The organism is uncultured Sunxiuqinia sp. (assembly GCF_963974515.1).
Classification (GTDB): domain Bacteria; phylum Bacteroidota; class Bacteroidia; order Bacteroidales; family Prolixibacteraceae; genus Sunxiuqinia.
Window position 1 is genome coordinate 1 of sequence record NZ_CAXBDD010000017.1, and the last position, 23,277, is coordinate 23,277.

General features: G+C 45.7%; 15 protein-coding genes. 13 read left to right on the top strand and 2 right to left on the bottom strand.

Annotated elements, in window-relative coordinates; genetic code table 11:
- Nucleotides 1-255 precede the first annotated feature (255 nt).
- Nucleotides 256-1,701 (top strand): glycoside hydrolase family 76 protein, encoded by a 1,446-nt coding sequence (locus tag AAC033_RS06365; protein ID WP_339736510.1) that lies wholly within the window; start codon nucleotides 256-258, stop codon nucleotides 1,699-1,701.
- 124 nt (nucleotides 1,702-1,825) lie between these two features.
- Here AAC033_RS06365 and AAC033_RS06370 read toward each other — a convergent pair whose 3' ends face one another.
- Nucleotides 1,826-2,398, bottom strand: a complete 573-nt coding sequence (locus AAC033_RS06370; RefSeq protein ID WP_339736511.1) for an RNA polymerase sigma-70 factor — start codon at nucleotides 2,396-2,398, stop codon at nucleotides 1,826-1,828.
- Between the two features lie 174 nt (nucleotides 2,399-2,572).
- On the opposite strand from AAC033_RS06370, the gene AAC033_RS06375 reads away from it, so the two are divergent.
- The 10 genes from AAC033_RS06375 to AAC033_RS06420 all read left to right on the top strand — a co-directional run bounded on the left by AAC033_RS06375 (nucleotide 2,573) and on the right by AAC033_RS06420 (nucleotide 19,804).
- Entirely contained in the window at nucleotides 2,573-3,547 is a 975-nt protein-coding gene (locus tag AAC033_RS06375) for a FecR domain-containing protein (RefSeq protein WP_339736512.1), read from the top strand.
- Nucleotides 3,548-3,856: 309 nt separating this feature from the next.
- Nucleotides 3,857-7,117: a TonB-dependent receptor gene (locus AAC033_RS06380; RefSeq protein WP_339736513.1), complete on the top strand. Its 3,261-nt coding sequence runs from the start codon at nucleotides 3,857-3,859 to the stop codon at nucleotides 7,115-7,117.
- A 12-nt stretch (nucleotides 7,118-7,129) separates the two neighbouring features.
- Nucleotides 7,130-8,749 (top strand): RagB/SusD family nutrient uptake outer membrane protein, encoded by a 1,620-nt coding sequence (locus AAC033_RS06385; protein WP_339736514.1) that lies wholly within the window; start codon nucleotides 7,130-7,132, stop codon nucleotides 8,747-8,749.
- A 35-nt stretch (nucleotides 8,750-8,784) separates the two neighbouring features.
- On the top strand, nucleotides 8,785-9,909 hold the full coding sequence (locus AAC033_RS06390) for a SusE domain-containing protein (protein WP_339736515.1): 1,125 nt from the start codon (nucleotides 8,785-8,787) through the stop codon (nucleotides 9,907-9,909).
- A gap of 7 nt (nucleotides 9,910-9,916) precedes the next feature.
- A complete protein-coding gene (locus AAC033_RS06395) occupies nucleotides 9,917-11,059 on the top strand; it encodes a SusE domain-containing protein (RefSeq protein ID WP_339736516.1) in 1,143 nt (380 codons plus the stop codon).
- Nucleotides 11,060-11,127: 68 nt separating this feature from the next.
- Entirely contained in the window at nucleotides 11,128-12,333 is a 1,206-nt protein-coding gene (locus tag AAC033_RS06400; protein WP_339736517.1) for a glycoside hydrolase family 76 protein, read from the top strand.
- Nucleotides 12,334-12,472: 139 nt separating this feature from the next.
- On the top strand, nucleotides 12,473-13,630 hold the full coding sequence (locus AAC033_RS06405) for a glycoside hydrolase family 43 protein (protein ID WP_339736518.1): 1,158 nt from the start codon (nucleotides 12,473-12,475) through the stop codon (nucleotides 13,628-13,630).
- Nucleotides 13,631-13,688: 58 nt separating this feature from the next.
- Entirely contained in the window at nucleotides 13,689-16,073 is a 2,385-nt protein-coding gene (locus AAC033_RS06410; RefSeq protein WP_339736519.1) for a LamG-like jellyroll fold domain-containing protein, read from the top strand.
- Nucleotides 16,074-16,096: 23 nt separating this feature from the next.
- The gene (locus AAC033_RS06415; protein WP_339736520.1) at nucleotides 16,097-18,259 is read left to right on the top strand and encodes a GH92 family glycosyl hydrolase; all 2,163 of its coding nucleotides are present in this window, start codon (nucleotides 16,097-16,099) and stop codon (nucleotides 18,257-18,259) included.
- Nucleotides 18,260-18,373: 114 nt separating this feature from the next.
- The gene (locus AAC033_RS06420) at nucleotides 18,374-19,804 is read left to right on the top strand and encodes a glycoside hydrolase family 125 protein (protein WP_339736521.1); all 1,431 of its coding nucleotides are present in this window, start codon (nucleotides 18,374-18,376) and stop codon (nucleotides 19,802-19,804) included.
- Between the two features lie 173 nt (nucleotides 19,805-19,977).
- On the opposite strand, the gene AAC033_RS06425 is transcribed toward AAC033_RS06420, so the two are convergent.
- Entirely contained in the window at nucleotides 19,978-20,790 is an 813-nt protein-coding gene (locus tag AAC033_RS06425; protein WP_339736522.1) for a helix-turn-helix domain-containing protein, read from the bottom strand.
- A 64-nt stretch (nucleotides 20,791-20,854) separates the two neighbouring features.
- Between AAC033_RS06425 and AAC033_RS06430 the strand changes: the two genes are divergently transcribed.
- Both AAC033_RS06430 and AAC033_RS06435 read left to right on the top strand, forming a co-directional pair.
- On the top strand, nucleotides 20,855-21,610 hold the full coding sequence (locus AAC033_RS06430; RefSeq protein ID WP_339736523.1) for a hypothetical protein: 756 nt from the start codon (nucleotides 20,855-20,857) through the stop codon (nucleotides 21,608-21,610).
- On the top strand, nucleotides 21,603-23,099 hold the full coding sequence (locus AAC033_RS06435) for a DNA polymerase Y family protein (RefSeq protein WP_339736524.1): 1,497 nt from the start codon (nucleotides 21,603-21,605) through the stop codon (nucleotides 23,097-23,099). The genes AAC033_RS06430 and AAC033_RS06435 overlap by 8 nt, the downstream gene beginning before the upstream one ends.
- Nucleotides 23,100-23,277: the final 178 nt, after the last annotated feature.

Consider the following 23,277-nt stretch of genomic DNA (forward strand, 5'->3'; position numbering starts at 1 on the left):
CTTCCAATGACTGGCCCCGGCTGTTCAGCGGAGGAATGCTGCGGGCACTTAGTTTCAGTTTGGGAATTGCTTGACACGAGCTTGAATCGGATCATTATTAAAGCGGGAAAGTATGATCGTTAGTATGGATAAGAAAAGAAGCATTTTTTTGGAAATCCACAATAATGAGACAAATCTTATTGGATGGATTGATTTATCCGTTGTTAGCTCCTTTTTGTTTTATTTAAAGAGATTAATGAATTAAAGAATCATAGAATGGAAGTATTTCGCACTACAATTGCTATTTGTACGCTCAGTTTTTTAGTAATAACAGCTTGTGGCAAATCGGTAACTGACACCTTACAGGAAAGTTCCCAGGCGGATATCAACCTTTCAGAGCAAAACCTGTTGAGGGCTATGGAACTCACTGATCATACTGTTTCTGCCCACTTTACAGGAGACGGGATGGCCATGGCCCGGTACTATAATCCTTACACGGAAGTCCGTTCCGACGAGAAGGGAAGCGTATGGATGTACACCGCCGCTATTGAAGCGGTCAATGCAATCCTTCATGCCCTCCAGCTACAGAAAGAGAATGGCAACGCCAAGCTTTACAAACAGAATTTTGATCGTTATGCGGAATTACTGCACAGGCTTTACGATAATGCAGCGTACTATTTGGGTACTTTTGAGTTAACTTCTCATACCCAAACCCGGGAGTGGTCGGTGTATGGTGTCCATCGGGCAGCTTCGAAGGGCTCTGCCAAAGTTGAAGGCATTGAAAATGTTTACGACGACCAGATGTGGCTGGTTCGCGAATTGCTCGAATCATATCAACTGACCAGTAACAGTGAGTATTTGGAGAAGGCAGAATATTTAACTGGATATGTACTTGACGGGTGGGACTGTGCACGTGATGCCAATGGCGACGAGATTGGTGGTATTCCCTGGGGGCCGGGCTACGTTACCAAGCACTCCTGCAGCAACGGGCCCATGGTAAGTCCGCTGGTCTGGTTGCATGAATTGTACAAAGACAAAGGCGACGAGATCATCCACCGCTATATCGATGCCGCGGACGGTAAAACCCGAAAATCAAAGCAGGTGAAGAAAAGCGACTACTACCTGGATTTTGCGAAAAGGATTTACGATTGGCAAAAGGCGCACCTGCTGCGTCCTGATGGTGTGTACGACGATATGATGGGAGGCTGTTCTCCACGAAGTCCCCAGACAGAAACCGTTGACGGAGTCGCTTACCGCAAAGGCACCACGTGCAAGGACCGGGTAGGACCCGCAATCAGTTATAACAGTGGAACCATGCTTTCCGGAGCGGCCGATCTGTTGAGGGCAACAGGTGATAACCAATACCTGCAAGATGCCGCGAATTTATCGGATGCCAGCTTTAGGTACTTCGCGAAACCCGGAAAAACCAACGCGGGCTATTACACGTACGATATCAGTGGTTTCAGGAACTGGTTTAACGGCGTGCTGATGCGCGGATATGTCGATATATATGCGGCACATGAGAAGGTTGATGAATATATCAATACCTTCCAGCAAAACCTTGACTATGGCTACGAGAACTTTCTATACAATGGCTTTCTTCCGGCAAACTTGTTGGTGGGCTGGAGTGCAGACCACAGCAAAAACCGGACTGAAGGGATGTTCAACTTTGCTTTCGCTGCCGAATACGCGGTGTTATCAAAATATGAACGTGAGAAATAGGGCGAAATAATAAGGAGATTGGCGATGATTAAAGGAATTGGGTGCTTTGGTGACTTTTTATTTTTACAATGAATTGTTTTTATAGGATGCGATTCCTTGCGATTGGCGGAGCTTTCAAAGTAGATCACGAGATGAAAAGTTCAAAAAAGAGTATGGCGAGCAGGCCGTACTCTTTTAAGTTTTCTTTTAAAAACTTCCGGGCTTTGGTCATGTGGTCTTCCACCGTTTTTATTGAAATATGAAGTTCATTGGCAATGGCTTGGTTCGTATAGCCTTTCTCTTTGCTGAGGATGAAAATACGCCTGCGTTGCACCGGAAGTTGACTCACTAATTGTGTTACCTTTTCGGATAACAAATTGTATTCTACCTGGCTTTCCGTGTCCGAACTGTTTTTGGTCACGAGCAATTTTAAGTCATCCAGGTATTCTTTTTCTGTGATCTTTTTTCTGAAAGCTGAGATGATGGTATTTCGGGTGATAGTAAACAGAAAAGATTCCAGGTTGGTGTCTTCTTTGAGTTGGTGGCGACTGTTCCACAAGCGGATAAACACTTCTTGAATAATATCCAGCGTATCTGCTTCTGATTTTAGGTAGCCGAAAGCAAAGCGATAGAGACGGCTGCTGTACGATTCGTACAACTCATTGATCGCAAGTTTGTTTTCAGACTTTAATTGTTTAATCAGATTTCTTTTTTCCATCAACTGTTTTTCTGCAAAGCATTGCAAAATTAGAAAATGTTTCGGTTCTTTTTCGTTTTTAGGAAAACACGATCAAGAGCATTTCGATCGGGTTGGTATAAAAAGGAAAAAAAACAAAATAAGAGCAGGGGTATTGTACGACTTGTGCGTTTACCCATATGAAAGCAGCAATCAATGAAAAAATACTTCGAAAATTACCTGAAAAATCGCTGTTCGAAAAAAGATTTTGAATCTTTTGTTGAACTGTTTGTTGACAAGAAAAGCCAGTCGGTTTTAGAGCAGCAAATGCAGGAAAACTGGGAGAACATCCCACCAACGGGAGAAACGCCCGATTTGGACAGTACATTGTACAAAATTCATTACGAGATTAACAAGCAAGAAAAAGGTCATGGAAAAGCGGCTCAGCTTCTGACTTATCTCACACGAATTGCTGCAATCTTGCTTGTGCCTTTGTCCATCGCTTTTTTCTATCAACTGCAAAAGAGCAACCAGTCGGGCGAGATGCTTCAAACCATTTCCACGCCGCTGGCATCGAAAACGTCGTTTGTTTTGCCCGATGGTTCTAAAGTCTGGCTAAATTCAGGTTCTTCGATCAGTTTTCCTCAGGAATTTGATGGAGATGAGCGTCTGGTTCAACTAGCTGGCGAGGCTTATTTTGACGTGAAAAAAAGTGATCAGCCATTTCGTGTGGAAACTGCTCTTTTTACAGTGGATGTTTTAGGAACTGCCTTTAATGTGTTGGCTTACGATAATGAAATTCCCGCTGTAACATTGGAGAGGGGGAAGGTGACATTGGAAACTAAATCGAAAAAGCGGGTCACCCTGTTGCCGGGGCAGCAGGCTGTCGTTGATACGGTCGGGCATGAAATTGCTTTAACCGAGGTCGAAACCAACCTGTTTTCCTCCTGGATCAACAACCAGCTAATTTTGAAAGATGAACCCTTGGGAGAAGTGGTAAACCGCCTGGAGCGTTGGTATAATATTGAAATCAATGTGCTCGATCAATCGCTGATGCAGAAACGGATGACCGCCAATATCGAATTTGAATCGATTCGTGAAGTGATGGAGTTGATGGAGCTCACCATGTCGGTGAGGTACGAATATGACAAAAATCTCAGAAGACTGGAGATTTCAAAAGCTGATAATTAATTAATATTCAAAAATAAAGGCCTATGTAATACAAACTATTCCAATGAAACAACAACCACTTCGGGTGGAATAAAATGAAAAAGTGGGAAAGCCGCGAACTCCCCCACTTCATGAAAAATAATTTTGGAAAATTATTAATCTTAATGAGTCAAACTTATGAAAAAAAAGAGATTGAGGAAAGTCCCTTTTGGGAATTTCTTCTTAAAACTTCTAATGATTATGAAGCTTAGTGTGTTTATTCTTTGCTTATCGGTTTTGTCAGCCTTTGCAACCGAGAGCTATTCTCAGGTGACAAAGCTGTCTTTGTCGATGAAAAATAGGAGCATTAACGATGTGTTGAAAGAGATTGAAGACCAAAGCGAATTCCGCTTTTTTTATTCGGGCGATATCAACACTCAGGAAAAAATTTCAATCGAGAGTAAGAATACTGCTATTCAGGATATCTTGAACGAAATTTTTGAAGAGACGAACATTGCATACAAAATTGTGGGTCGGCAAGTAGCATTGTTTAAAAAGGGCGAGGACGAATCGGATTTTTTCGCCCTTCAGTCCAAGCAAATTCAAGGTTTGGTCGTGAACGAAGCGGGGGAGCCTATTCCCGGGGTCACGGTTTTGATTAAAGGAACAGTGAATGGAACCGTCACCGATTTAGATGGAAATTACACCATTGATAACGTTCCGGAAACTGCCAGCCTGGTGTTTTCATTTATTGGCATGGCAGCGCAGGAAGTTCCGGTGCAAGGACAAAGCTCCATTAAGGTGGTGATGAAGGAAGATTTTGTTGGCGTTGAGGAAGTGGTTGTGATTGGGTACGGTACACGGAAAAAGAAAAACCTGATCGGTGCTGTGGACCAGGTCAATGCCAACCTGATTGAAGACCGCCCGGTGTCAAATGCCATGCAGGCGCTTCAGGGAGCTTCGGCCAACCTGATCATCCAGCAAAAGAGCATGAACCCGAACGATAACAACATGAGTATCAATATTCGGGGAGTCAGTACGATGAGCAACAATGACCCATTGATCGTTATCGACGGACTGATTTCAGGGACAGGGACGTTGAACAACCTGAACCCGAATGACATCGAAAATATATCGATACTGAAAGATGCCGGTAGCGCAGCCATTTACGGATCCCGTTCAGCTAACGGTGTGATTTTGGTCACGACCAGAAAAGGAGGCAAAACAGGAAAGCCGCTGGTCAGATTCAGCAGTATGATTGGCTATCAGGATCCGGATATTTTGTTTCAGCCCGTGCAGGGTTGGGAAAATGCCATGCTCCGCGACCAGGCAAACATGAATGTAGGTAACGCTCCCATATTCACACCGGCGCAGATCCGCGATTTGTATGAACACCGCGGCGAAGAGTTCTGGTATCTGAATAGAATCATGGAAAAAGGGATGCAACAAAACTATAACATGAGTGTTTCCGGGGGTAATGAGAACAGTACATACATGATATCAGCCGGTTATTTGGACCAGGAAAGTAACTTTGTTGGCGATTTTGGAATGAAGCGGCATAACTTCCGTTCCAACCATACGACCGAATACGGACGATTCAAGCTCACCTCTTTAATGGCTTACACAAAACGAATTGAAAACACAGTAGCTGGAGGAACCGGCAATACGATTATCAACTCTTCGCGCATTCCTCCTTATTATTATTACAAGTTTCAGGAAGACGGCAAATGGTTGATAAACGATGTGATTGGAGACGACAATACCATGGCGCGCCTGCAAGATGGGGGCTATGAAAAAAAGGATGAAGATAATTTTATCGGTAGCTTAGGCCTTGATTTTAGTATTATTGATGGCTTAAAAGCCAAAGGTCTGGTGGGGCTCGATCTGACCCAGCACCACCGTTTTCGTAGAGATCTGAAAGTGCCGTTGTATTCATCGGCCGACCTTGAAACACCAGTTTCATATATCCACTCCAATACGCTTACCGAAGACTATAACAGCAAAAGGTACACCCTGAGTACCCAGTTTATGCTGGACTTTGACCGTACATTCAACTCGGTTCACCAAGTGAGTGGATTGCTGGGGGTTTCCAACGAATCGTATACGTTCAAGGCAAGCCGGATCGCCTGGGAATATACAGACGAAGACCTGGGGCTTCCGACCACAGACGAATCGGTACAAAACACAGACAATAAAAACAGTAACGGAGATACCGATCAAACCAGCATCACCTCTGTATTCGGACGTGGAGGATACAATTATATGGACAAATATTATGCAGATGTTACGGTACGGTACGACGGCTCATCAAAATTTGCTGAAGATCAGCGCTGGGGGTTCTTTCCTTCGGTTTCTGCAGCTTGGAGGCTTTCTTCTGAAAATTTCATGAAAAGCTACAGTGACCGTGTAGGCGATTTGAAAATCCGTACTTCATACGGCGTATTGGGCAACCAGAATGTGGACAACTACTCGTACCAAACGGTTTACCAAATGTATCAGAATACCTATGTGTTCAACAATGAATCCTTACCGGGAACAGGATATACCTTCGGCAATCCGTTTTTGACCTGGGAAAAATCGGCTAATCTGAATATTGGGATGGACGCTGCATTTTTCAAAGGGAGCTTGTATGTGACGCTCGATTATTTCAACAAAGAAACGACGGATATCCTGCTTTCACCCGAGGTATCAACCGTGTTCGGAAGTAATGCAGCGAAAGAGAATGCTGGGAAAATGAGGAACAGGGGATGGGAAGCAACGGTCACCTATCGTCTGAAATCAAAAAATTTCGATCACCGGATCAACCTGAACATTGCTGATTCGAAAAATGAAGTGACCGATTTTGGAGGCAAAGAACGTATCGATCAGAACGACCAGTTATACAAGTTGATTCGCGAAGGCGAAGCGCTGGGGTCTTATTTCGGGTATAAAACCGACGGATACTTTCAAAGTTATGAGGAAATTGGGAACAGTGCACTTCCCGTGGGAGCTTCTGTACAACCCGGAGATGTGAAGTATAAGGACATGAACGGAGATGAAGTTATTGACGAAAAAGATCGCGTGGTACTGGGGAATGCTTTTCCAAGGTACACGTTCGGCTTTACCTATGATGTTTCATTCAAAAATTTTGACTTCAGTGTATTGTTGCAGGGAGTCGGGAAGCGCGACATGTATATCCGAGGTGAGCTGATCGAGCCTTTCCATTCCAATTATTCTTATGCCATTTATCAGCATCAGTTGGACTTCTGGACGCCGACCAATCCCGATGCGGAGTGGCCACGCCTTGTAGCCCCGAGTTCTTCTTCTTCCTCAAACAATTGGGGGAAAGCGGGTTCTGATATCTACCTTTTGGATGGGGCTTATGTTCGCATAAAAAATATTCAATTGGGATACACCTTGCCAAAACGGTTAACCTCAAGGGTTGGAATTCAAAAGTTGCGTGCCAGTCTTAATGCACAAAACCTGTTGACGCTCTCCAAAAACTCATTTATTGATCCGGAATCTTCCGAATTCGGAAATAACATGGGAGGAATAGCCGGTGTTGGGGCCAATAGCGCCCGTAACTATCCTACATTGGTCTATTATGGATTTGGATTGGAATTGGAATTTTAACACAAATACACCATGGAAAAAAAGATAAGAAAATACTGCGTAGGAATTGTTGTTATGTTCCTGACATTTTTTACTTCGTGTAACGACCTGGATTTGGCACCCACGAATAAATTTACCGATTTGAACTACTGGACATCACCCGAAAAAGCTTCGGCTGTCTTAAATATGGCGTATAGCCAGATGTTTGGTGCGAACTATTTCTTTGCAAACGAAAGATTGTCTGACAACCTTTATGAAGGAAGGGGAAATACGGATGAAAAGATCATCACTTCAGGTCAGGCCGATGCTGCCCTTGGCCGTTTTGCCAACGAGTGGAGAAATTGTTATGAGGGAATCAAAACCTGTCATACGTTTTTGGAGAATGTTGATCTTGTTCCCAATATGGATGAAACGCTGAAGGCCAGAATGAAAGCCGAGGCCCGTTTTATTCGTGCGTTCTTGTTTTTCCGTCTGACCAGTCATTACGGTGATGTCCCCTTGTTTGACCACAACCTGATCCTGGAGGAAGCCAACAATGTAACGCGTTCTTCCAAATCGGATGTGCTCGATTTCGTTAGAAATGAGCTAAACGAAGTTGCGTCCATACTTCCGGTTAAAGGAGAATATGATACTTCGGACAACGGCAGGATAACCAGTGGGGCGGCGATGACCCTGTTGGCGCGGACCTATTTGTATGAAAACGACTGGACAAATGTGGCTTCCATTTGCGAAGATATCATCGATGGCACATACGGACAGTATGAGCTTTTCCCAAGCTATTCAGGTCTTTTTATGCCTGAGAACGAATACAACGATGAAGTAGTACTTGATCTTGGGTATGTTTTGATCGAAAGAACCTGGAGCGAGTTTTACGATGCGATCCCTATTTCTGTGGGCGGAAGGATCAATGCTTTTGCTCCGACACAGGAATTGGTTGATGCCTATCTCATGAAAAACGGGAAGGAAATTGACGACGCAGATTCAGGATACAATGAAGATGATCCATACGTGAACAGGGACCCGCGTTTTGAATCCACAATCGTTTACCACGGTTACCAATGGGAAAAAGGCGATGGGACAACTTCTACCATCTATATCAAACCCGGTTCTTCAGAGGAGGCGGGTGCATCTAACCTGGATGAATATGCAGGTCCGGGGCAAAATTCAACAGGAACAGGATATTACCTGAGGAAATATTTTGACCCCACAGCACCAATAGGTATTGCATCAGGCCTTAACCTGATTTTGATGAGATATGCTGACGTGCTGTTGATGTATGCAGAGGCTAAAAATGAACTGGGACAAATGGACGAAAGCATTTGGAACGAAACGGTCCGTGCGATCCGTGTCCGGGCAGGATTTACCGACGCTGATGCATTGAACTATCCGGCAGGTGACCTTCGCGAAGTAATCCGCAATGAACGTCGCATCGAATTGGCGATTGAAGGCCTGAGGCTTTTTGATATCCGTCGTTGGGGAACGATTGAAACAGTGATGAACGGAAATCCTCATGGAGCGAAGTTCGCGGCTGGTAATACGCAGTATATCCAACTGGATGAGAGGAAATTTGACAGTGAACGGGATTATCTGTTCGCAGTACCTCAATCACAAAGGGATATCAATAGTAATTTGACTCAGAATACGGGCTATTAATCATTTATTAATCAGCGTTTAAAATTAAACTACGTATGAAAAAAATAGTAATCAAACTGGTTACAGTAGCTTCTTTTATCTTCGCTTTGATCGCATGCAACGACGATGGTGAAGTGAGAGATTTGGATGTAACAGCAGTCAGTTCGCTTTACGAACCGGATAATGGAAAGGCTATTGTGCTGCAGTCTTCAGCATCGGCCACCTTGTATTTTGAATGGGAACCAGCCAGAGCCGAAGACAGCGGAATGGTATTGTATGAAGTCGCTTTTGACGAAGCTGACGGGGATTTCTCTGACCCACTGTTTGTTTCAGCAGCCGACAACAACGGCGGGAGCAACCATGCGACCTTCACGCACAAGCAATTGAATAAAATTGCTGCACTGGCGGGTATCGAGTCTGCCCAGCAGGGAACGCTCAAGTGGACTGTTCTTTCTTCCAAAGGAATCAGTCCGATGAAAGCGGAAGAAGAAAGGACCCTTTCATTGACCCGTTTGTCCGGCTTGGCCGATATACCTGATAACTTATATATCACGGGTGCGGCAACAGAAAGTGGCGATGACCTTTCCAAAGCGCTTGTCATGAAAAAACTTGCTGATGGCGAATTCGAAATCTATACCAAACTAACGGAAGGGGAAAGCTTCAAGTTTGTGAGCGCTACAACAGGAAGCCCGCTGGAATTCTCTTTGTCGGGAGAACAGGTTGTGGTTGGAGGAAGCTCTTCGGTTTCTAAAACAGGCGTCTATAAATATTACCTCGACTTTAACATCGGCTCTTTTACCTCGAAGGAGGTTACAAAAGTCAGTTTGTTTCTGAATTGGTCACAAATGAAGATTGAACTGCCTTACAAAGCTTATGGCGTGTGGGAAGTGACCAACCATACCATTACAGGCCTATCCGGCGGCGAAAATTCCGACGACCGATACAAATTCAGGATGGAAAGTTCGACAGGAGAAACAGAATGGCGAGCCATCAATAACGACAGCAAACCAACAGGCAATGAGGCGTATTATTACATGGTTGAAAAAACGAATGTGGAGCAGTGGACAAACAACCAGGTATGGAAATCTCCTGCAACAGATGGTTGGAGCGATAAAACATATGACGTTACTTTCTCTCTGAATCCTGAAGGGTCTTATACTCACAATTTGGTAATTAAATAACCTGAACATGAAAAAAATATTGATCAGATTAACAGTTATAGCCTCTCTGTTTCTCGCATTAACTGCGTGTGAGGACGATGGAGGAGATGTGGATACAAGGCTGGCAGCAGTCAGCATCCTGACAGAACCCCTTGATGGAAAAGAAATCGCTTTGGAGACTTCGGCCGGCGCATCAACCTATTTTGAGTGGGAATATGCCAATGTTGAAGAAAGTGGTACCGCTGTTTATCAGATAGCTTTTGATAAAGCAGACGGTGACTTTTCCGATCCTGTTTATTTAACTTCCGCCGATAACAACGGACTTTATAATAATGCTACCATCACGCACAAACAATTGAATAAAATAGCTGGCATGATGGGCATCGGTTCTTCGGAAACAGGAAGTTTCAAGTGGACGGTTTTCTCTTCAAAAGGGCTCAAAATGCTCAAAGGAGGAGAGGAACGTAGCATTACTATCACCCGCCTGGCCGGCTTTGCTGATCTGCCCGTCGATGTTTATGTGACGGGCGAAGCGTCAGAAGGCGGTGTTGACCTTTCGCAGGCTCATCAAATGAAAGCGGTTGCCGGAGGCGAGTTCGAGACTTATACCCAGTTAACTGCAGGTGAACCATTTTATTTCACCGACGGCACTTCCGGCACGCCCAGGGAATTTTATACTGACGGAGGTTTAATAAAAGAAGGCGGCACTGCCACAGTAGCAACAACAGGCGTTTACCGGATCACGCTCGATTTCAACACGGGCGCCTGTACTTACGCACTGGTTACAAGGATCGGTTTCTACTTCTCTCCTGATGGGCAGATTCTATTCGATCTGCCATACGTCGGAAATGGAATATTCCGGGCTGAAGACCAGACTGTCACTTTCAAACAGGAAAGTTGGGGCCGTGATGAACGTTACAAATTCCGTATGTTCGTGAAAGAAAATGCAGGAGCAGATCCTGAAACTGAACTGGAATGGGGCACGCTAAATGGAACGGACTCCAGACCTACGGCAACCAGCCCTGAATCGTACTATTATATCAAATTAATCACCAATGTTACCCAGTGGGATAACAAGTGGAAACTGATGGGTGATTTTGATGGCGTTCCGGCAGATTATGCCATCTATCTGCAGGCGGGGCAACCCTATACGCATTCGATAACAAAATAAAGAACGATAACATAGCAGCGGGAGGGGGCGAAACGGCCCACCCCCGCTGTTTTTTAACCAAGAAGCTTATGAGTAATACGATTAAAGGAGAGCAGAGGCCAGTCTTTTTTGAGGGTCTACCGAGCTCGAATATTTTGCGAGCGGCGAATAAACTACTATACATTGCACTATTGCTGCCTGCATTATTGATATCGTGTGGTGATGACGACAGCGTGGTTCAGGAACCGGTAGAAGAAGGAATTGACTGGAACGAAGCAGCAGACCTAAGCAGCATGTCATTAGCGAATTCGTTCTGGAATTCAGAGGAAAAGTGGTTCTATTACGACAACAATGGGAAGGCCGATTGGAATTACTGGCCTCAGGCACATGCGCTGGATGTCCTTACCGATGCTTGGCTGCGAACGAACGACGCGAGGTATCGTGCTTATTTCGATAACTGGTACACCGGGGTGAAGGCCCGAAACGGGAATACGTTTGAAAACGATTTCTATGATGATATGGAATGGATTGCCTTGGCCACACTACGTGTCTGGCAGAAGACCAATGATCCCAAATTTAAGGAAGCCACCTTGCAACTGTGGGAATATATTAAAACTGGCTGGAATTCAAATGCCGGGGGCGGTATCTCCTGGAAAAAAGGACAGGAATACAGCAAAAATGCTTGTTCCAACGGTCCGGCCTGTATATTGGCCGCACGCCTATACCAGGAATTCGGGGATGAAAGTTATAAAGAATGGGCGCTGAAGATCTACAACTGGGAAAAATCAACCTTGGTGAACATGAATAATGGAATGGTTTACGATAATATAAACAGTGAAACCGGCCAGATTAATAAAGACTGGGTATTTACCTACAATCAGGGAACATTTATTGGCTCTGCTGTCGAGTTATATAAAATCTTCAACGAAAAAGCTTATCTGAACGATGCTGTTCTTGTTGCGGATTATACAACCAGCAGCCTGACCAACAATTCTGTCCTTAAAAGTGAAGGCACCGGCGACGGGGGACTTTTCAAAGGAATTTTTATTCGTTATTTCACCGACCTGATCCTCCAGGACCGTCTGGATCCATCAGCAAAGAAGCGCTACATTCAGTTTATCCGCTACAATGCGGAAACCTTGTGGATGCAGGGAACCACGAAACCGGCTATCCTGTTTGGCCCAAACTGGACTGTAAAGCCTGGGATGGTTACCGGACTGCCCGAGCAACTCAGCGGTTGTATGCTTATAGAAGCAGCTGCCCTGCTGCAAAACGAAGGTTTGATTACGCAATAAATTTAAGTGAGTCATGGCGAAGCTTAATTAAGTTTAAGACCCTTAAAGAAACTTGCCTTCGGCGTGAGTGAAAAAGCGCGCTAACTTGTATCTAGATTATCTGTATGCATGTATTGACCTAAACCAACTAAATCTTACTATGAGTCAGATACACTTCAGGGATTCGCGAATAGCGCAAAAGCATTTGTTGACAATGAAATTTCTGCTGGCGGTCACGCTTATCACATTTTTTCTGGCGGGTTTAGCTCAGCCTAACGATTTGATCGCTGCAAAGAACCCCTCGATGCAAGTGGACAGCAAACTGACAGCGGATGAATTCAAAATTGAAAATGATCAAGACGTACTCATCTTAACTTATTTTCGTCAGCGTTATCCTACACGTATAGAGATTGATGCTGATGGAAATACCGTTGAGGTACCTTTGCCTGATCCGATGTTAATCGCCAACTTACATGTTGCTTTGTCTACCGACGGACGTCACTGGTTTCCGTTAAACGATAACAAACCCATATGGGATCACTGGATGAGAGACCCTTATGTTCGACGCGGGCCCGATGGCCTCTGGCGCATTTTATCTACTGGTGGAGGAAAAGGATATGACCGGGAGAAATTTGGCCCTGCATGCCTTTATATCACTTCAAAAGACTTGATCAATTGGAATGTGGAAGGTCCGTTAACCTTAATGAAAAACGTTCTCGATGAATCGGGTAACCCTTTAGCTCAAAATATATGGGCGCCGGAATGGTTTTATGACGGTGAAACCGGCGAGTACGTCCTCATTTGGTCGTCGTCGTTTAAAGATGCAGGCTGGAAAGAAAGCCGGCTTTGGTACAGTCGAACGAGCAACTGGGAAAGCTTTACCCCGGCCAAAGTGCTTTTTGAACCACCTTATTCCGTCATCGATGGAACCTTGCTCAAGCATGATGAAACCTATTATCTCTTCCATAAGGAGGAGGAATTCGGTGCCATAACCGGCGAAAGGCGTGCGATTCGCCTGGCGACGTCGAAGCAACTGGAAGGCCCCTATGAAATTGTGGATGGACATTTGAATGACGGCCAGATTGTTCCGGTAATTACCGAAGGTCCAACCGTGATTGAGGATCCTGTTCAGCCTGGCTGGTTGTTGTTTTACGACTATTGTATGACCAACCGTTTTGGAGCCTCCTGGTCTCCGGACTTGATTCAATGGGATGTGGTGGAGGACGCAAATTTCCCGTCGGATGCCCGGCATGGATGTGTTTCGGTATTGACAGCAAAAGAGGCAGAAGCTTTAATTCAAAAGTATCAGATTTATTAAGCATCAAACAAGTGAATTTTACATGGTTAAAACGAAACTAAAACTTATAAATTCAACGATGCGGGGTTTAATATTTGGAGTATGTATATTGTTTCTAATCGCTTTTTCTGCCGAGTCAAAAGGGCAATCATGGGTATTGAAATTTGATTCGTCTCAGCCAGAAAGCTACATTGACTGCGGAAATTTTGATGAATATACAACTGCTGAGTTTACCATCGAAACCTGGTTGTATGTTGATAATTGGTCGGGTAACTATATCATGGCGAATGAATCATGGAGTGAGGTTTCGGGATCTGTGGGATTCGCCTTTCGGTTTAACTCAAATGGTCAGTTGGAAATGAGTATTGGAACAGGTGATTGGGAAGCAGTAAAATCTCCGGAAAGTTCGATAAAGCTTAAGCAGTGGCAGCACGTAGCTTTCAGTTTGGACGCTACGAAGTCGCTTAAATTATATATCGACGGTGTTCTGGTGAAAGAGGGAGTGTTGAGCGGGCCGATGCTTCGTTCCACAGCAAAACTCTTTATGGGGGAAGGTTCGCTTTGGAAGGGGCGCCGGTTAGAAGGGAAATTGGCCAATTTCAGAATTTGGAGTTTAGCCAGAACCGGTGATCAGATCAACACGAATAAAGACATTCAGTTGACAGGCGACGAAAATGGGCTGGTAGCTAATTGGTTGTTGAATGACGGAGAAGGCAATGCCGTGTTAGACTTAACCGGGAAGCATAGCCTGATCCGGGGTCCAGGAACTTCTTGGATTTTAAAGAATTTTGTTGTCGTTGATGGAAGCCTCAAAATACTGAATAGTGGAAAGGATTCAGTTTTGCTCAGCGTTTCTGATGAAATTATTACCGACTGGAAGTTGGTTGAGAATACAATTACTGGAACAGCCGTTTTTAATAAGTTAGGTGTCCATTCAGCCTATTTAGTTTACGAAGCACAAACGGGAGAATATCAAAATGGTACCCTTACGATTGCTGCGATAACAACCGGTGGCAGTGAGATACAGGCCAATGTTGCCGTTGATTTGTACAGCAATAAATATCAATATTATGGAGAGCAACTTTTAGATAAAATTCATAATGAATTTTATAACAAAAGCAATGGATTATATGCTGAATCGATCGATGCTTCCTATCAGTTTATCCAGGGAACAAGCTTTGTTTGGCCTGCCTCGCATATGTTGAGGGCCTTAGTGAACGCCTGGAAAGTAAACCCTGATAAGTATGAATCCATGCTTTTCGATTATCTCGGGGCCATCGAAGGATATAAAACTACCGAAGCAGGTAGGACTGGTTTTGCAGTGCTTCCGGGAAATAGTGGCGAGCGTTTCTATGATGATAACGGACAACTAATGATGCCGTTTTGCCATATTCATGATTTGGCGCAAGATCAGAAGACGCTGGAAAACCTGAAAATAGCCTATGAATTTAACAATGGAATACGCGACAACCGATATGCCATCCCACAGCACGAAAATCAACTCGGTTTTGGGATGCTCTTCTCCATGTCGGTTAATTATACCAGCTATGCAGCCGCCAAATTGTATCAGATAACAAGTGAAACCAGGTACCTGAATGAAGCGCTGGCTTACTATGAAACAGAAAACGACTATGCTGTCAAGATTAAGGATGCAAGCACTAAATTATTCAATCAAGCGAGTTACTATCAAAACGGAAGCTGGTCGCTGGATGGAATTGTCAATGGCTCAACCCAGCGGGGAGGAGGCTACCGTGCTTATCAAACAACAGTGGTGATTCAGAATGCCATTTTACTGTATAAAATAACCAAAGAACAAAAATACTTGGATGACGCCCATGAAATGATGATTAGCTGCATCAATAAATGGTACAAACCGGGACAAGGACTCAGTGAAATTTCTTTCTGGGGTGGAGACGATATGATTGATGCCTTGTTGGATATGTATCAGCAAACGGCGGAGCAGGAGTTCTTCTCAATTGCCGCGGATATAATGGATTTTCTTAGCGCAAACAACAGAGACAAACGTGGTTATTATGCGGGGGATTATGACGATTCAAAAGGCAAATGGAATTTGTACCGTACGAACTTAAACCCTTCGGAAATTGGAATGATGGGACAGGCGGCAGCAGCCTCTTCGTTTCTGAATGTAGCGTTTTATTCAGAAAATGTCCCGACTGCTGTGAGCGAAGATCAAAGTAAGGAAACAAATCTTGCTGTTACTGTTTTCCCAAACCCGGCATCAAGCGGGACAGAATTAAGAATACAATTGCCAGAGAAAGCCGGTCAAGTTTGTAATGTATCAATATACAACCAATCCGGGCAGATGATTCAATTATTTGAGTCAAAACTGGTAACCGGAGATGGACTGATTGCGCTCATCCCTTCAGTCAACATTCCCGGAATTTATTTTATTCGTATTACTTCAGAAAGTAAGTCATACCACGCTAAAATGCTGATAAATTGATTTTTTAATAGAAAACGTTGAATATGAAACAAACATTATTGATTCTAACAATTTTAATTTCGGCTGTAAGTTGTACTTCGGTAAATATGAACAGCTCGTCCGAAGGAGAAAAAAAACTTACCAGCTACGTCAACCCTTTTCTGGGAACTGCTCCGCTGCAGGACAGCATTGATGTGGGGTACAAACCGCCAAAGGACTGGCGAGTTTGGGCTGGCCTAACGTATCCGGGAGCCTCGCTGCCGAATGCCATGGTACAGTTGAGCCCAATTACCGAGTGGCGAAGCGGTGCCGGGTATGAGTATGAAGACGAAAAGATTCTGAGCTTCACCCACACCAATAAAGGACACTGGAACCTGTGTCACATCCCGTTTTTGCCGGTCACCGGTGAGGTGGATCCCCAAGATTTTGGCTCGGCTTTCAGTCACGAAAGTGAGTCGGCCGAACCGGGTTATTACCAAGTGCAGCTTGAGCGCTACGGAATTCATGCTGAATTGACTTCGACCCTGCGATGCGGGTACCACAAATACACTTTTGAAGCGGATCAGCCCAAAAAGCTTGTAGCTCAGTTAACCCGATCCAACGAACGGGTGAGGGACTGGCAGATTGAACAGCGAGGAGAACAAGCGTTTCAGGGATATCAGCAAACGGGTGGCAAAATTTACTTTTACGCGCAGACCAATCATTCAATAAGGAACATTGAATCACAAGGCAGCGAACGGAACGAAATTTCGGTGGTGACCTTCGAAGATTCCGATCAACCGTTGGAAATCAAAATTGGCCTTTCGTTTGTCAGCACCAAAAATGCCAAAGAAAACCTGGAAGCGGAAGTAGGTTCAAAAAGTTTTTCAGAAGTAAAAGATGAAGCCAGCCAAATTTGGGAAGAACTGTTATCGAAGATTCAGGTGACCGGCGGCACCGAAAGGCAGAAGGAGCTGTTCTACTCGTCGCTCTACCGTTCGTTTCTCTGGCCGGCTTTGCGCAGCGATGTGAATGGCGAATTTACCGACGAAAGTGGGGAGGTGGTTAAAAAGGATTTTCGCTACTATACTAATCCGTCGCTTTGGGATACCTACCGGAACAAGTTGGTGTTGCTGGGCATGTTGTCGCCCGATGTCACCAACGATGTCATCCAGTCATTGATCGATAAAGGAGAGAAGACTGGGTTCATGCCAACCTTTTTCCATGGCGATCACGCCGCGCCCTTTATTTCAGGTTCGTACCTGCGCGGAATCAGGGGCTACGATGTGCAAAGCGCTTATAAGCTGCTCTTAAACAATGCCACCAAAGAAGGCGGCACGCGGCCACATATTTTGGAATACATTGAAAAGGGTTACATTTCTACTCCGGAAGTCGAGAATCCACATGTGGAAACCAAAGCGAAAGCCGGCGTGACTAAAACCCTCGAATATGCTTACGACGATTACTCGCTGGCCCTGTTGGCTAAAGAATTGAACCGCGAAGAGGATTACCAGATGCTGATGAAGCGTACTTCAAACTACAAAAACCTGTTTGATCCTTCAACCGGATTAATGCGGGGTCGCCTCGAAAACGGTGACTGGGTGGACAACTTCAACCCGGAGTATCCGTACTACGAATACCTATACCGCGAAGCCAACGCTTGGCAGTCGTCCTTTTTTGCCCCGCATGATACCGAAGGGTTAATCGGCTTGTATAAAGATGAAGCCGAATTCGAGGGCAAGCTCGATTCACTGTTCAGCATCCCTTGGAATGGCAATTACATCGCCCGAAACGTTTCATCGTTTATCGGACAATATTGCCACGGAAATCAGCCAGATCACAGCTTTCCGTATCTTTATCACTTTGTTGATAAGCCCGAAAAGTCGCAGGCCATGCTTGATAGTATCATGAACCATTTTTACGGAATGGGGGAACATGGCCTTGCACTATGCGGCATGGATGATGCGGGAGAAATGTCGTCCTGGTATGTTTTCGCGGCCATGGGAATTTATCCGTATTCACCAGGAGATGCCGAATACATTGTGTCTGTTCCCTTGTTTGATCAGATTGATTTCAAGCTGGATGATCAAACCAGTTTTACTATTCAGAAGACTGGAACTGGCCGGAAGATAACCGGAATAAGCATTGGTGAACAGCTGGTTGATGGTTATTTCATTTCACACGACGAACTGAAAAAAGGGAAAAAATTGACGATTAAAACGGAGTAAGGAGTATCAACGGGGAAAGTCGAACTGGCAGATGCCGATCTTCATTGGAATGACGATCCTTCAAGCTTACTTCTTCTATAAACAATTTGAATTTTGGAATTTGAAACTACTGATATGACAACAAGAAGAGATTTTTTAAAAACCGGAAGTTTAACGGTGGCCGGATTGGCTGTTGCAGGATCCGGAGCATTTGCCGCTGCAGGCAAAGCAAGTTATGTAACCAACCGTCCCGCGATCGGAAAACGTAATTTTACGTCGAAAGCGGTGGACAGAACCATTGCCGATACCAAAGCCAAACTAAAAGACCCGAAGCTGGCCTGGATGTTTGAAAATTGCTTCCCCAATACGCTCGATACGACTGTGGAGTACAGCATGCAGAACGGAAAGCCGGACACCTTTGTGATTACCGGCGACATTCATGCTATGTGGTTGCGCGATTCCACGGCGCAGGTATGGCCTTACTTGCCCTTGGCCAATGAAGATCAGGAGCTGAAGTCGCTGCTGGCCGGGGTGGTGCACCGTCAAACGCAATGCGTGTTGCTGGACCGATATGCCAATGCTTTCAACAAGACGAAAGAAGAGGAAGTGCACTGGATGAGCGACCTGACCGATATGAAGCCAGGTTTGCACGAACGTAAATGGGAAATTGATTCCCTGTGTTACGCCGTTCGCCTGGCCTACAACTACTGGAAAACAACCGGCGACAAGAGCGTGTTTGACGCAGACTGGGAGCAGGCGGCAGCCTTAATTGTGAAGACTTTCAAAGAACAACAACGCAAAGATGATTTGGGGCCTTACAAATTTCAGCGGGAAACACCCCAGCAGTTGGATACCGTGTCCAATCACGGATATGGCCGCCCATTAAAACCTGTGGGATTGATTAACTCAACTTTTCGTCCCTCGGACGATGCAACGACCTATGGCTTTTTGATTCCTTCCAACTTGTTTGCTGTGGTTTCGTTGAGGCAAATGGCTGAAATCAGCGATGAAGTTACAGGTGATAAGGTTTTTGCGAAAGAATGTTTGGCTTTATCCAAAGAAGTGGATGCAGCAATTAAGGAATACGCAATTGCAGATCATAAGAAATATGGAAAGGTATATGCGTTTGAGGTAGATGGTTTTGGTAATGTTACTTTCATGGATGATGCCAATGTGCCTAGTTTGTTGGCACTTCCTTACCTTGGGTTGGTTGACAAAGATGATGAAATCTATCAGAATACACGCAAGCTGGTTTGGAGCGAAGACAACCCGTATTTCTTTAAGGGAAAAGCAGCCGAAGGTATTGGTGGCCCGCACGTAGGTTACGACATGGTTTGGCCCATGAGTATTATTATGCGGGCGATGACCAGCTCGGATGACAAGGAAATTGCCTGGTGTATTAAAACCCTGCGCAATACCGATGCTGATACCGGTTTTATGCACGAAACATTCCACAAAGACGATCCAGCCAATTTCACCCGGTCGTGGTTTGCCTGGGCCAATACGCTGTTTGGCGAGCTGATCCTGAAACTGGTGACTGAAGGAAAAATGAATTTGCTGAGCTAAAATTCTACTCACCGGGCGAACAGTATTCACCCGGTGAGTTTTTTTTTGTGATTGCCATCCAATCGGCTTGCTGTTCGTTAAATATGGGCATTTCCAATCTTGGGCAAGTGAAAGAAACCACGCATAAATTATAAAGTCCATCCCTATTTTAAGGAGAAGATAAGATGGTGTTCCTAAGAATTCGATCGTTGCCCAATTTTTTCCTCCAAACTTCTAATGGCAGTCAGCACCGTTGCCATTTCGGACCGGGCTTCCGGCATTTCCCTGCTGGTATAGGCGTAAAACCGCCAGATCTCCATGACATCATTGGCATCTACAGTGTAAGGAGTATATACGGTGTTCAGTGATTTCAGCAGGATGGTGCCGTCTGCATGCACCGTTACCATTTTAAAAACAAAATCCTGCTGCCCTTTCAGGATAATGATGCAGGGCGTATCCGGCTTGATGCTTGTCCAGTCTGCTACATATTGGGCAATAATATCACTGTTCTCGGGGACAGGCAGCATCGAATCCCCGGTCGAAGGAAAGACGCGGAATGTTCCCTGAGCCGGCAGGTTCGGAATTGAGAACTTGGGAAGTGACGCAATAAACTCCGGGTCGTTGTATCCTGCCATGTATCCCGCCTTGGCTTTTACCGGAACATACTCCACGTTTTCATTGTTTGACCGGTCCACCGAAATCGCAAGTACCCGGAGGTTGCCTCCGCGGATATACACATCGTTTCCCGCTTCCAACTCCCGAAGCTTCATTTCTCCCAATTTTGAAAGCTCAATCTTTAGCAGGGTATCAATACTGATTTTGAAAAATTCTGAAAAATTCAGGTAATCTCCCGGTTGCGGCGACTTGGTGTTGCCAGCTTCAATGGCTGCCAACTTTGCACGGGTTAATCCCAACTTTGCTGCAAGTGCTTCCTGGCTCATTTTACGCCGTTCACGGAGAAATTTGATGTTTCCGGCGAAGAAAATTTTTTGCGTTCTGCTATTCATTTGTTATATTTATAAACAATGAATTGTTATTAATAATAACAAATCTAAGAATAATTTTCAAACTATGAAGGAGTTGGGCGGAAAAAAAGAGGTGATCAGGCAACTGAGAGAGAAAATTATGACCATGGAGGGATTTAGTTCCGGGATGGAAGGGCAACGGCTTGATTTTGGATTGGGGTCGATGAACGCGACATTTCCCGGCAACACTTTTCCTACCGGGACGGTACACGAGTTTGTCAGCTCAACAGAAGCATGTGCCGCTGCTTCGAATGGCTTCCTGTCCGGACTTTTGCATGTCCTCATGAAAAAAGGTGGTAGTTGCCTGTGGATTAGCAAGGGGCGAAAACTGTTTCCTCCTGCATTAAAGTTCTTTGGAATTGAACCGCATCGTATCATTTTTATTGATGTCAGGCGCGACAAGGACGCCCTTTGGGTGATGGAGCAGGGCCTGAAATGTAAAACACTTGCAGCTGTTGTTGCTGAACTGAAGGATATCAGCTTTGCCGAGTCCCGACGGTTGCAACTGGCCGTTGAAGACAGCCGGGTGACCGGCTTTGTGCACCGCTGCCGTCCGGGTATAATGAGTAGTACACTGGCCTGTGTATCCCGGTGGAGGATCAGTCCCTTGCCTAGCCAACCGGACGGCAAACTGCCCGGCGTAGGTTTTCCCCGTTGGGAAGTGGAGCTGGAGAAAATTCGCAACGGCCGTCCGGGAAGATGGCAGCTGGAGTGGCGGGCCGGAGCATTCAGGCAAGTCGCTGCCCCAAGTCAGGCTGTTTCAGAATCACAATCATCAAAAAAGGAAAAGCATTATGCCTAAACGCTACCTGTCCATATGGTTCCCTCATTTTGCCACTGACAGGCTGGTCCGGCTGCATCCCGAACTTTGGGACAACCCTTTTTTGCTTTATGCTCCCGAACGTGGCCGGATGGTGGTCCGGGCGTCGAGCCGTGCCCTGAGTAAAGAAGGCATTAAACCGGGCATGGTGGTGGCCGATGTACGGGCCATCCTTCCTTCAGTGGAAGTGTTTCCCGATGATCCGGCAGCGGAAGGCAAACTGCTGAAAGATCTTGCGGAATGGTGCCTTCGCTATACACCAGTTGTCGCCACTGATCCGCCGGACGGGCTGATTTTGGACCTATCCGGCTGTTCACATTTGTGGGGAGGGGAACTTGCTTATTTGGAATCGATCACAACTCGCCTGCACAAAGGTGGATACGATGTGCATGGCGCAATAGCCGATACCATCGGTGCTGCATGGGCCGTGGCACGCTACGGACGAAACAATCCAATTGTTGAACCTGGCAGGCAGGCCGATGCGCTCCATGCACTTTCTCCTGCTGCTTTACGATTGGATCCTTTCATCTTACAGCGTTTGGAAAAGCTCGGGTTTAGGCAAATCGGGCAGTTGACTGGTATTCCCCGGACGAACCTGCGCCGGCGATTTGGCGATGCCCTGCTTTCCCGGCTGGGACAGGCTTTGGGTACGGAACCCGAAGTTTTGCAAGCCGTGCAACCGGCCCCGGTTTATCAGGAGCGGCTGCCTTGCCTGGAGCCCATCCGTACGGCTGGAGGGATTGAAATTGCCCTCAAACGCCTGCTGGAAATGCTGCGTGAACGGTTTTTCAGGGAAGGAAAAGGCATGCGCATGGGAACGTTCAAAGGGTATCGCATCGATGGGGAAACCGTGCAAATCAGCGTCGGAACCAACCGGGCATCGCGCAATGTGGCACACCTGTTCAAACTATTCGAACTGAAAATCCCTGATATTGAACCGGCGCTTGGCATTGAGCTGTTCGTACTGGAAGCAACACTGGTTGAGGATGTCAGTGAAGCACAGGAAGCTTTATGGGGTATGGGAAACAGTGATCAGGCTGCCATTGCTGAGTTACTGGACAACATTGCCGGCAAAATGGGGACAAAGGCCATTCACCGGTACCTGCCACAAGAGCATCACTGGCCGGAGCATTCTATAAAAGAGGTTACTTGCCTGGAAGAGCAACCGGAGACGGAATGGCGCACTGATCGTCCCCGTCCGCTCCATCTGCTACCCCGGCCCGAACCCATTGAGGTGATGGTTCCGCTGCCAGACTATCCGCCGTTGCACTTCCGGTTCCGGGGAGAGATCATCAGGATTGCCCGGGCAGACGGCCCGGAACGGATCGAACAGGAATGGTGGCTTCAAACCGGGCCACCAAGAGACTATTACCAGGTGGAGGATGAAAGCGGTGCGCGTTACTGGCTGTTCAGGCTTGGACTTTACGGAGGCGAGAGAAACCAGTGGTTCATACACGGATTTTTTGCGTGAAGGTGCCTGGAGAGTAATAAAGGCCATTATTAAGAGAACTGCCAGGGGTTAATTAGGCACAAGAAGGATCTGTGTAAATAGCAAATAATAAATTTTCAATGATGAATATCGAAGGAAAAAATTTGAAAAAGGAGTCAGGCATAAGAACGTCCCTGAACGGGACAAATAATACGAGTGC

What these genes read in the sequence shown, in the direction of transcription:
- AAC033_RS06405 (WP_339736518.1), top strand. Translation starts at nt 12,473, where the DNA reads ATGAGTCAGATACACTTCAGGGATTCGCGAATAGCGCAAAAGCATTTG.
- AAC033_RS06395 (WP_339736516.1), top strand. Translation starts at nt 9,917, where the DNA reads ATGAAAAAAATATTGATCAGATTAACAGTTATAGCCTCTCTGTTTCTC.
- AAC033_RS06370 (WP_339736511.1), bottom strand. Translation starts at nt 2,398, where the DNA reads ATGGAAAAAAGAAATCTGATTAAACAATTAAAGTCTGAAAACAAACTT.
- AAC033_RS06380 (WP_339736513.1), top strand. Translation starts at nt 3,857, where the DNA reads ATGAAAAATAGGAGCATTAACGATGTGTTGAAAGAGATTGAAGACCAA.
- AAC033_RS06430 (WP_339736523.1), top strand. Translation starts at nt 20,855, where the DNA reads ATGAAGGAGTTGGGCGGAAAAAAAGAGGTGATCAGGCAACTGAGAGAG.
- AAC033_RS06400 (WP_339736517.1), top strand. Translation starts at nt 11,128, where the DNA reads ATGAGTAATACGATTAAAGGAGAGCAGAGGCCAGTCTTTTTTGAGGGT.
- AAC033_RS06390 (WP_339736515.1), top strand. Translation starts at nt 8,785, where the DNA reads ATGAAAAAAATAGTAATCAAACTGGTTACAGTAGCTTCTTTTATCTTC.
- AAC033_RS06435 (WP_339736524.1), top strand. Translation starts at nt 21,603, where the DNA reads ATGCCTAAACGCTACCTGTCCATATGGTTCCCTCATTTTGCCACTGAC.
- AAC033_RS06415 (WP_339736520.1), top strand. Translation starts at nt 16,097, where the DNA reads ATGAAACAAACATTATTGATTCTAACAATTTTAATTTCGGCTGTAAGT.
- AAC033_RS06365 (WP_339736510.1), top strand. Translation starts at nt 256, where the DNA reads ATGGAAGTATTTCGCACTACAATTGCTATTTGTACGCTCAGTTTTTTA.
- AAC033_RS06420 (WP_339736521.1), top strand. Translation starts at nt 18,374, where the DNA reads ATGACAACAAGAAGAGATTTTTTAAAAACCGGAAGTTTAACGGTGGCC.
- AAC033_RS06425 (WP_339736522.1), bottom strand. Translation starts at nt 20,790, where the DNA reads ATGAATAGCAGAACGCAAAAAATTTTCTTCGCCGGAAACATCAAATTT.
- AAC033_RS06385 (WP_339736514.1), top strand. Translation starts at nt 7,130, where the DNA reads ATGGAAAAAAAGATAAGAAAATACTGCGTAGGAATTGTTGTTATGTTC.
- AAC033_RS06375 (WP_339736512.1), top strand. Translation starts at nt 2,573, where the DNA reads ATGAAAAAATACTTCGAAAATTACCTGAAAAATCGCTGTTCGAAAAAA.
- AAC033_RS06410 (WP_339736519.1), top strand. Translation starts at nt 13,689, where the DNA reads ATGCGGGGTTTAATATTTGGAGTATGTATATTGTTTCTAATCGCTTTT.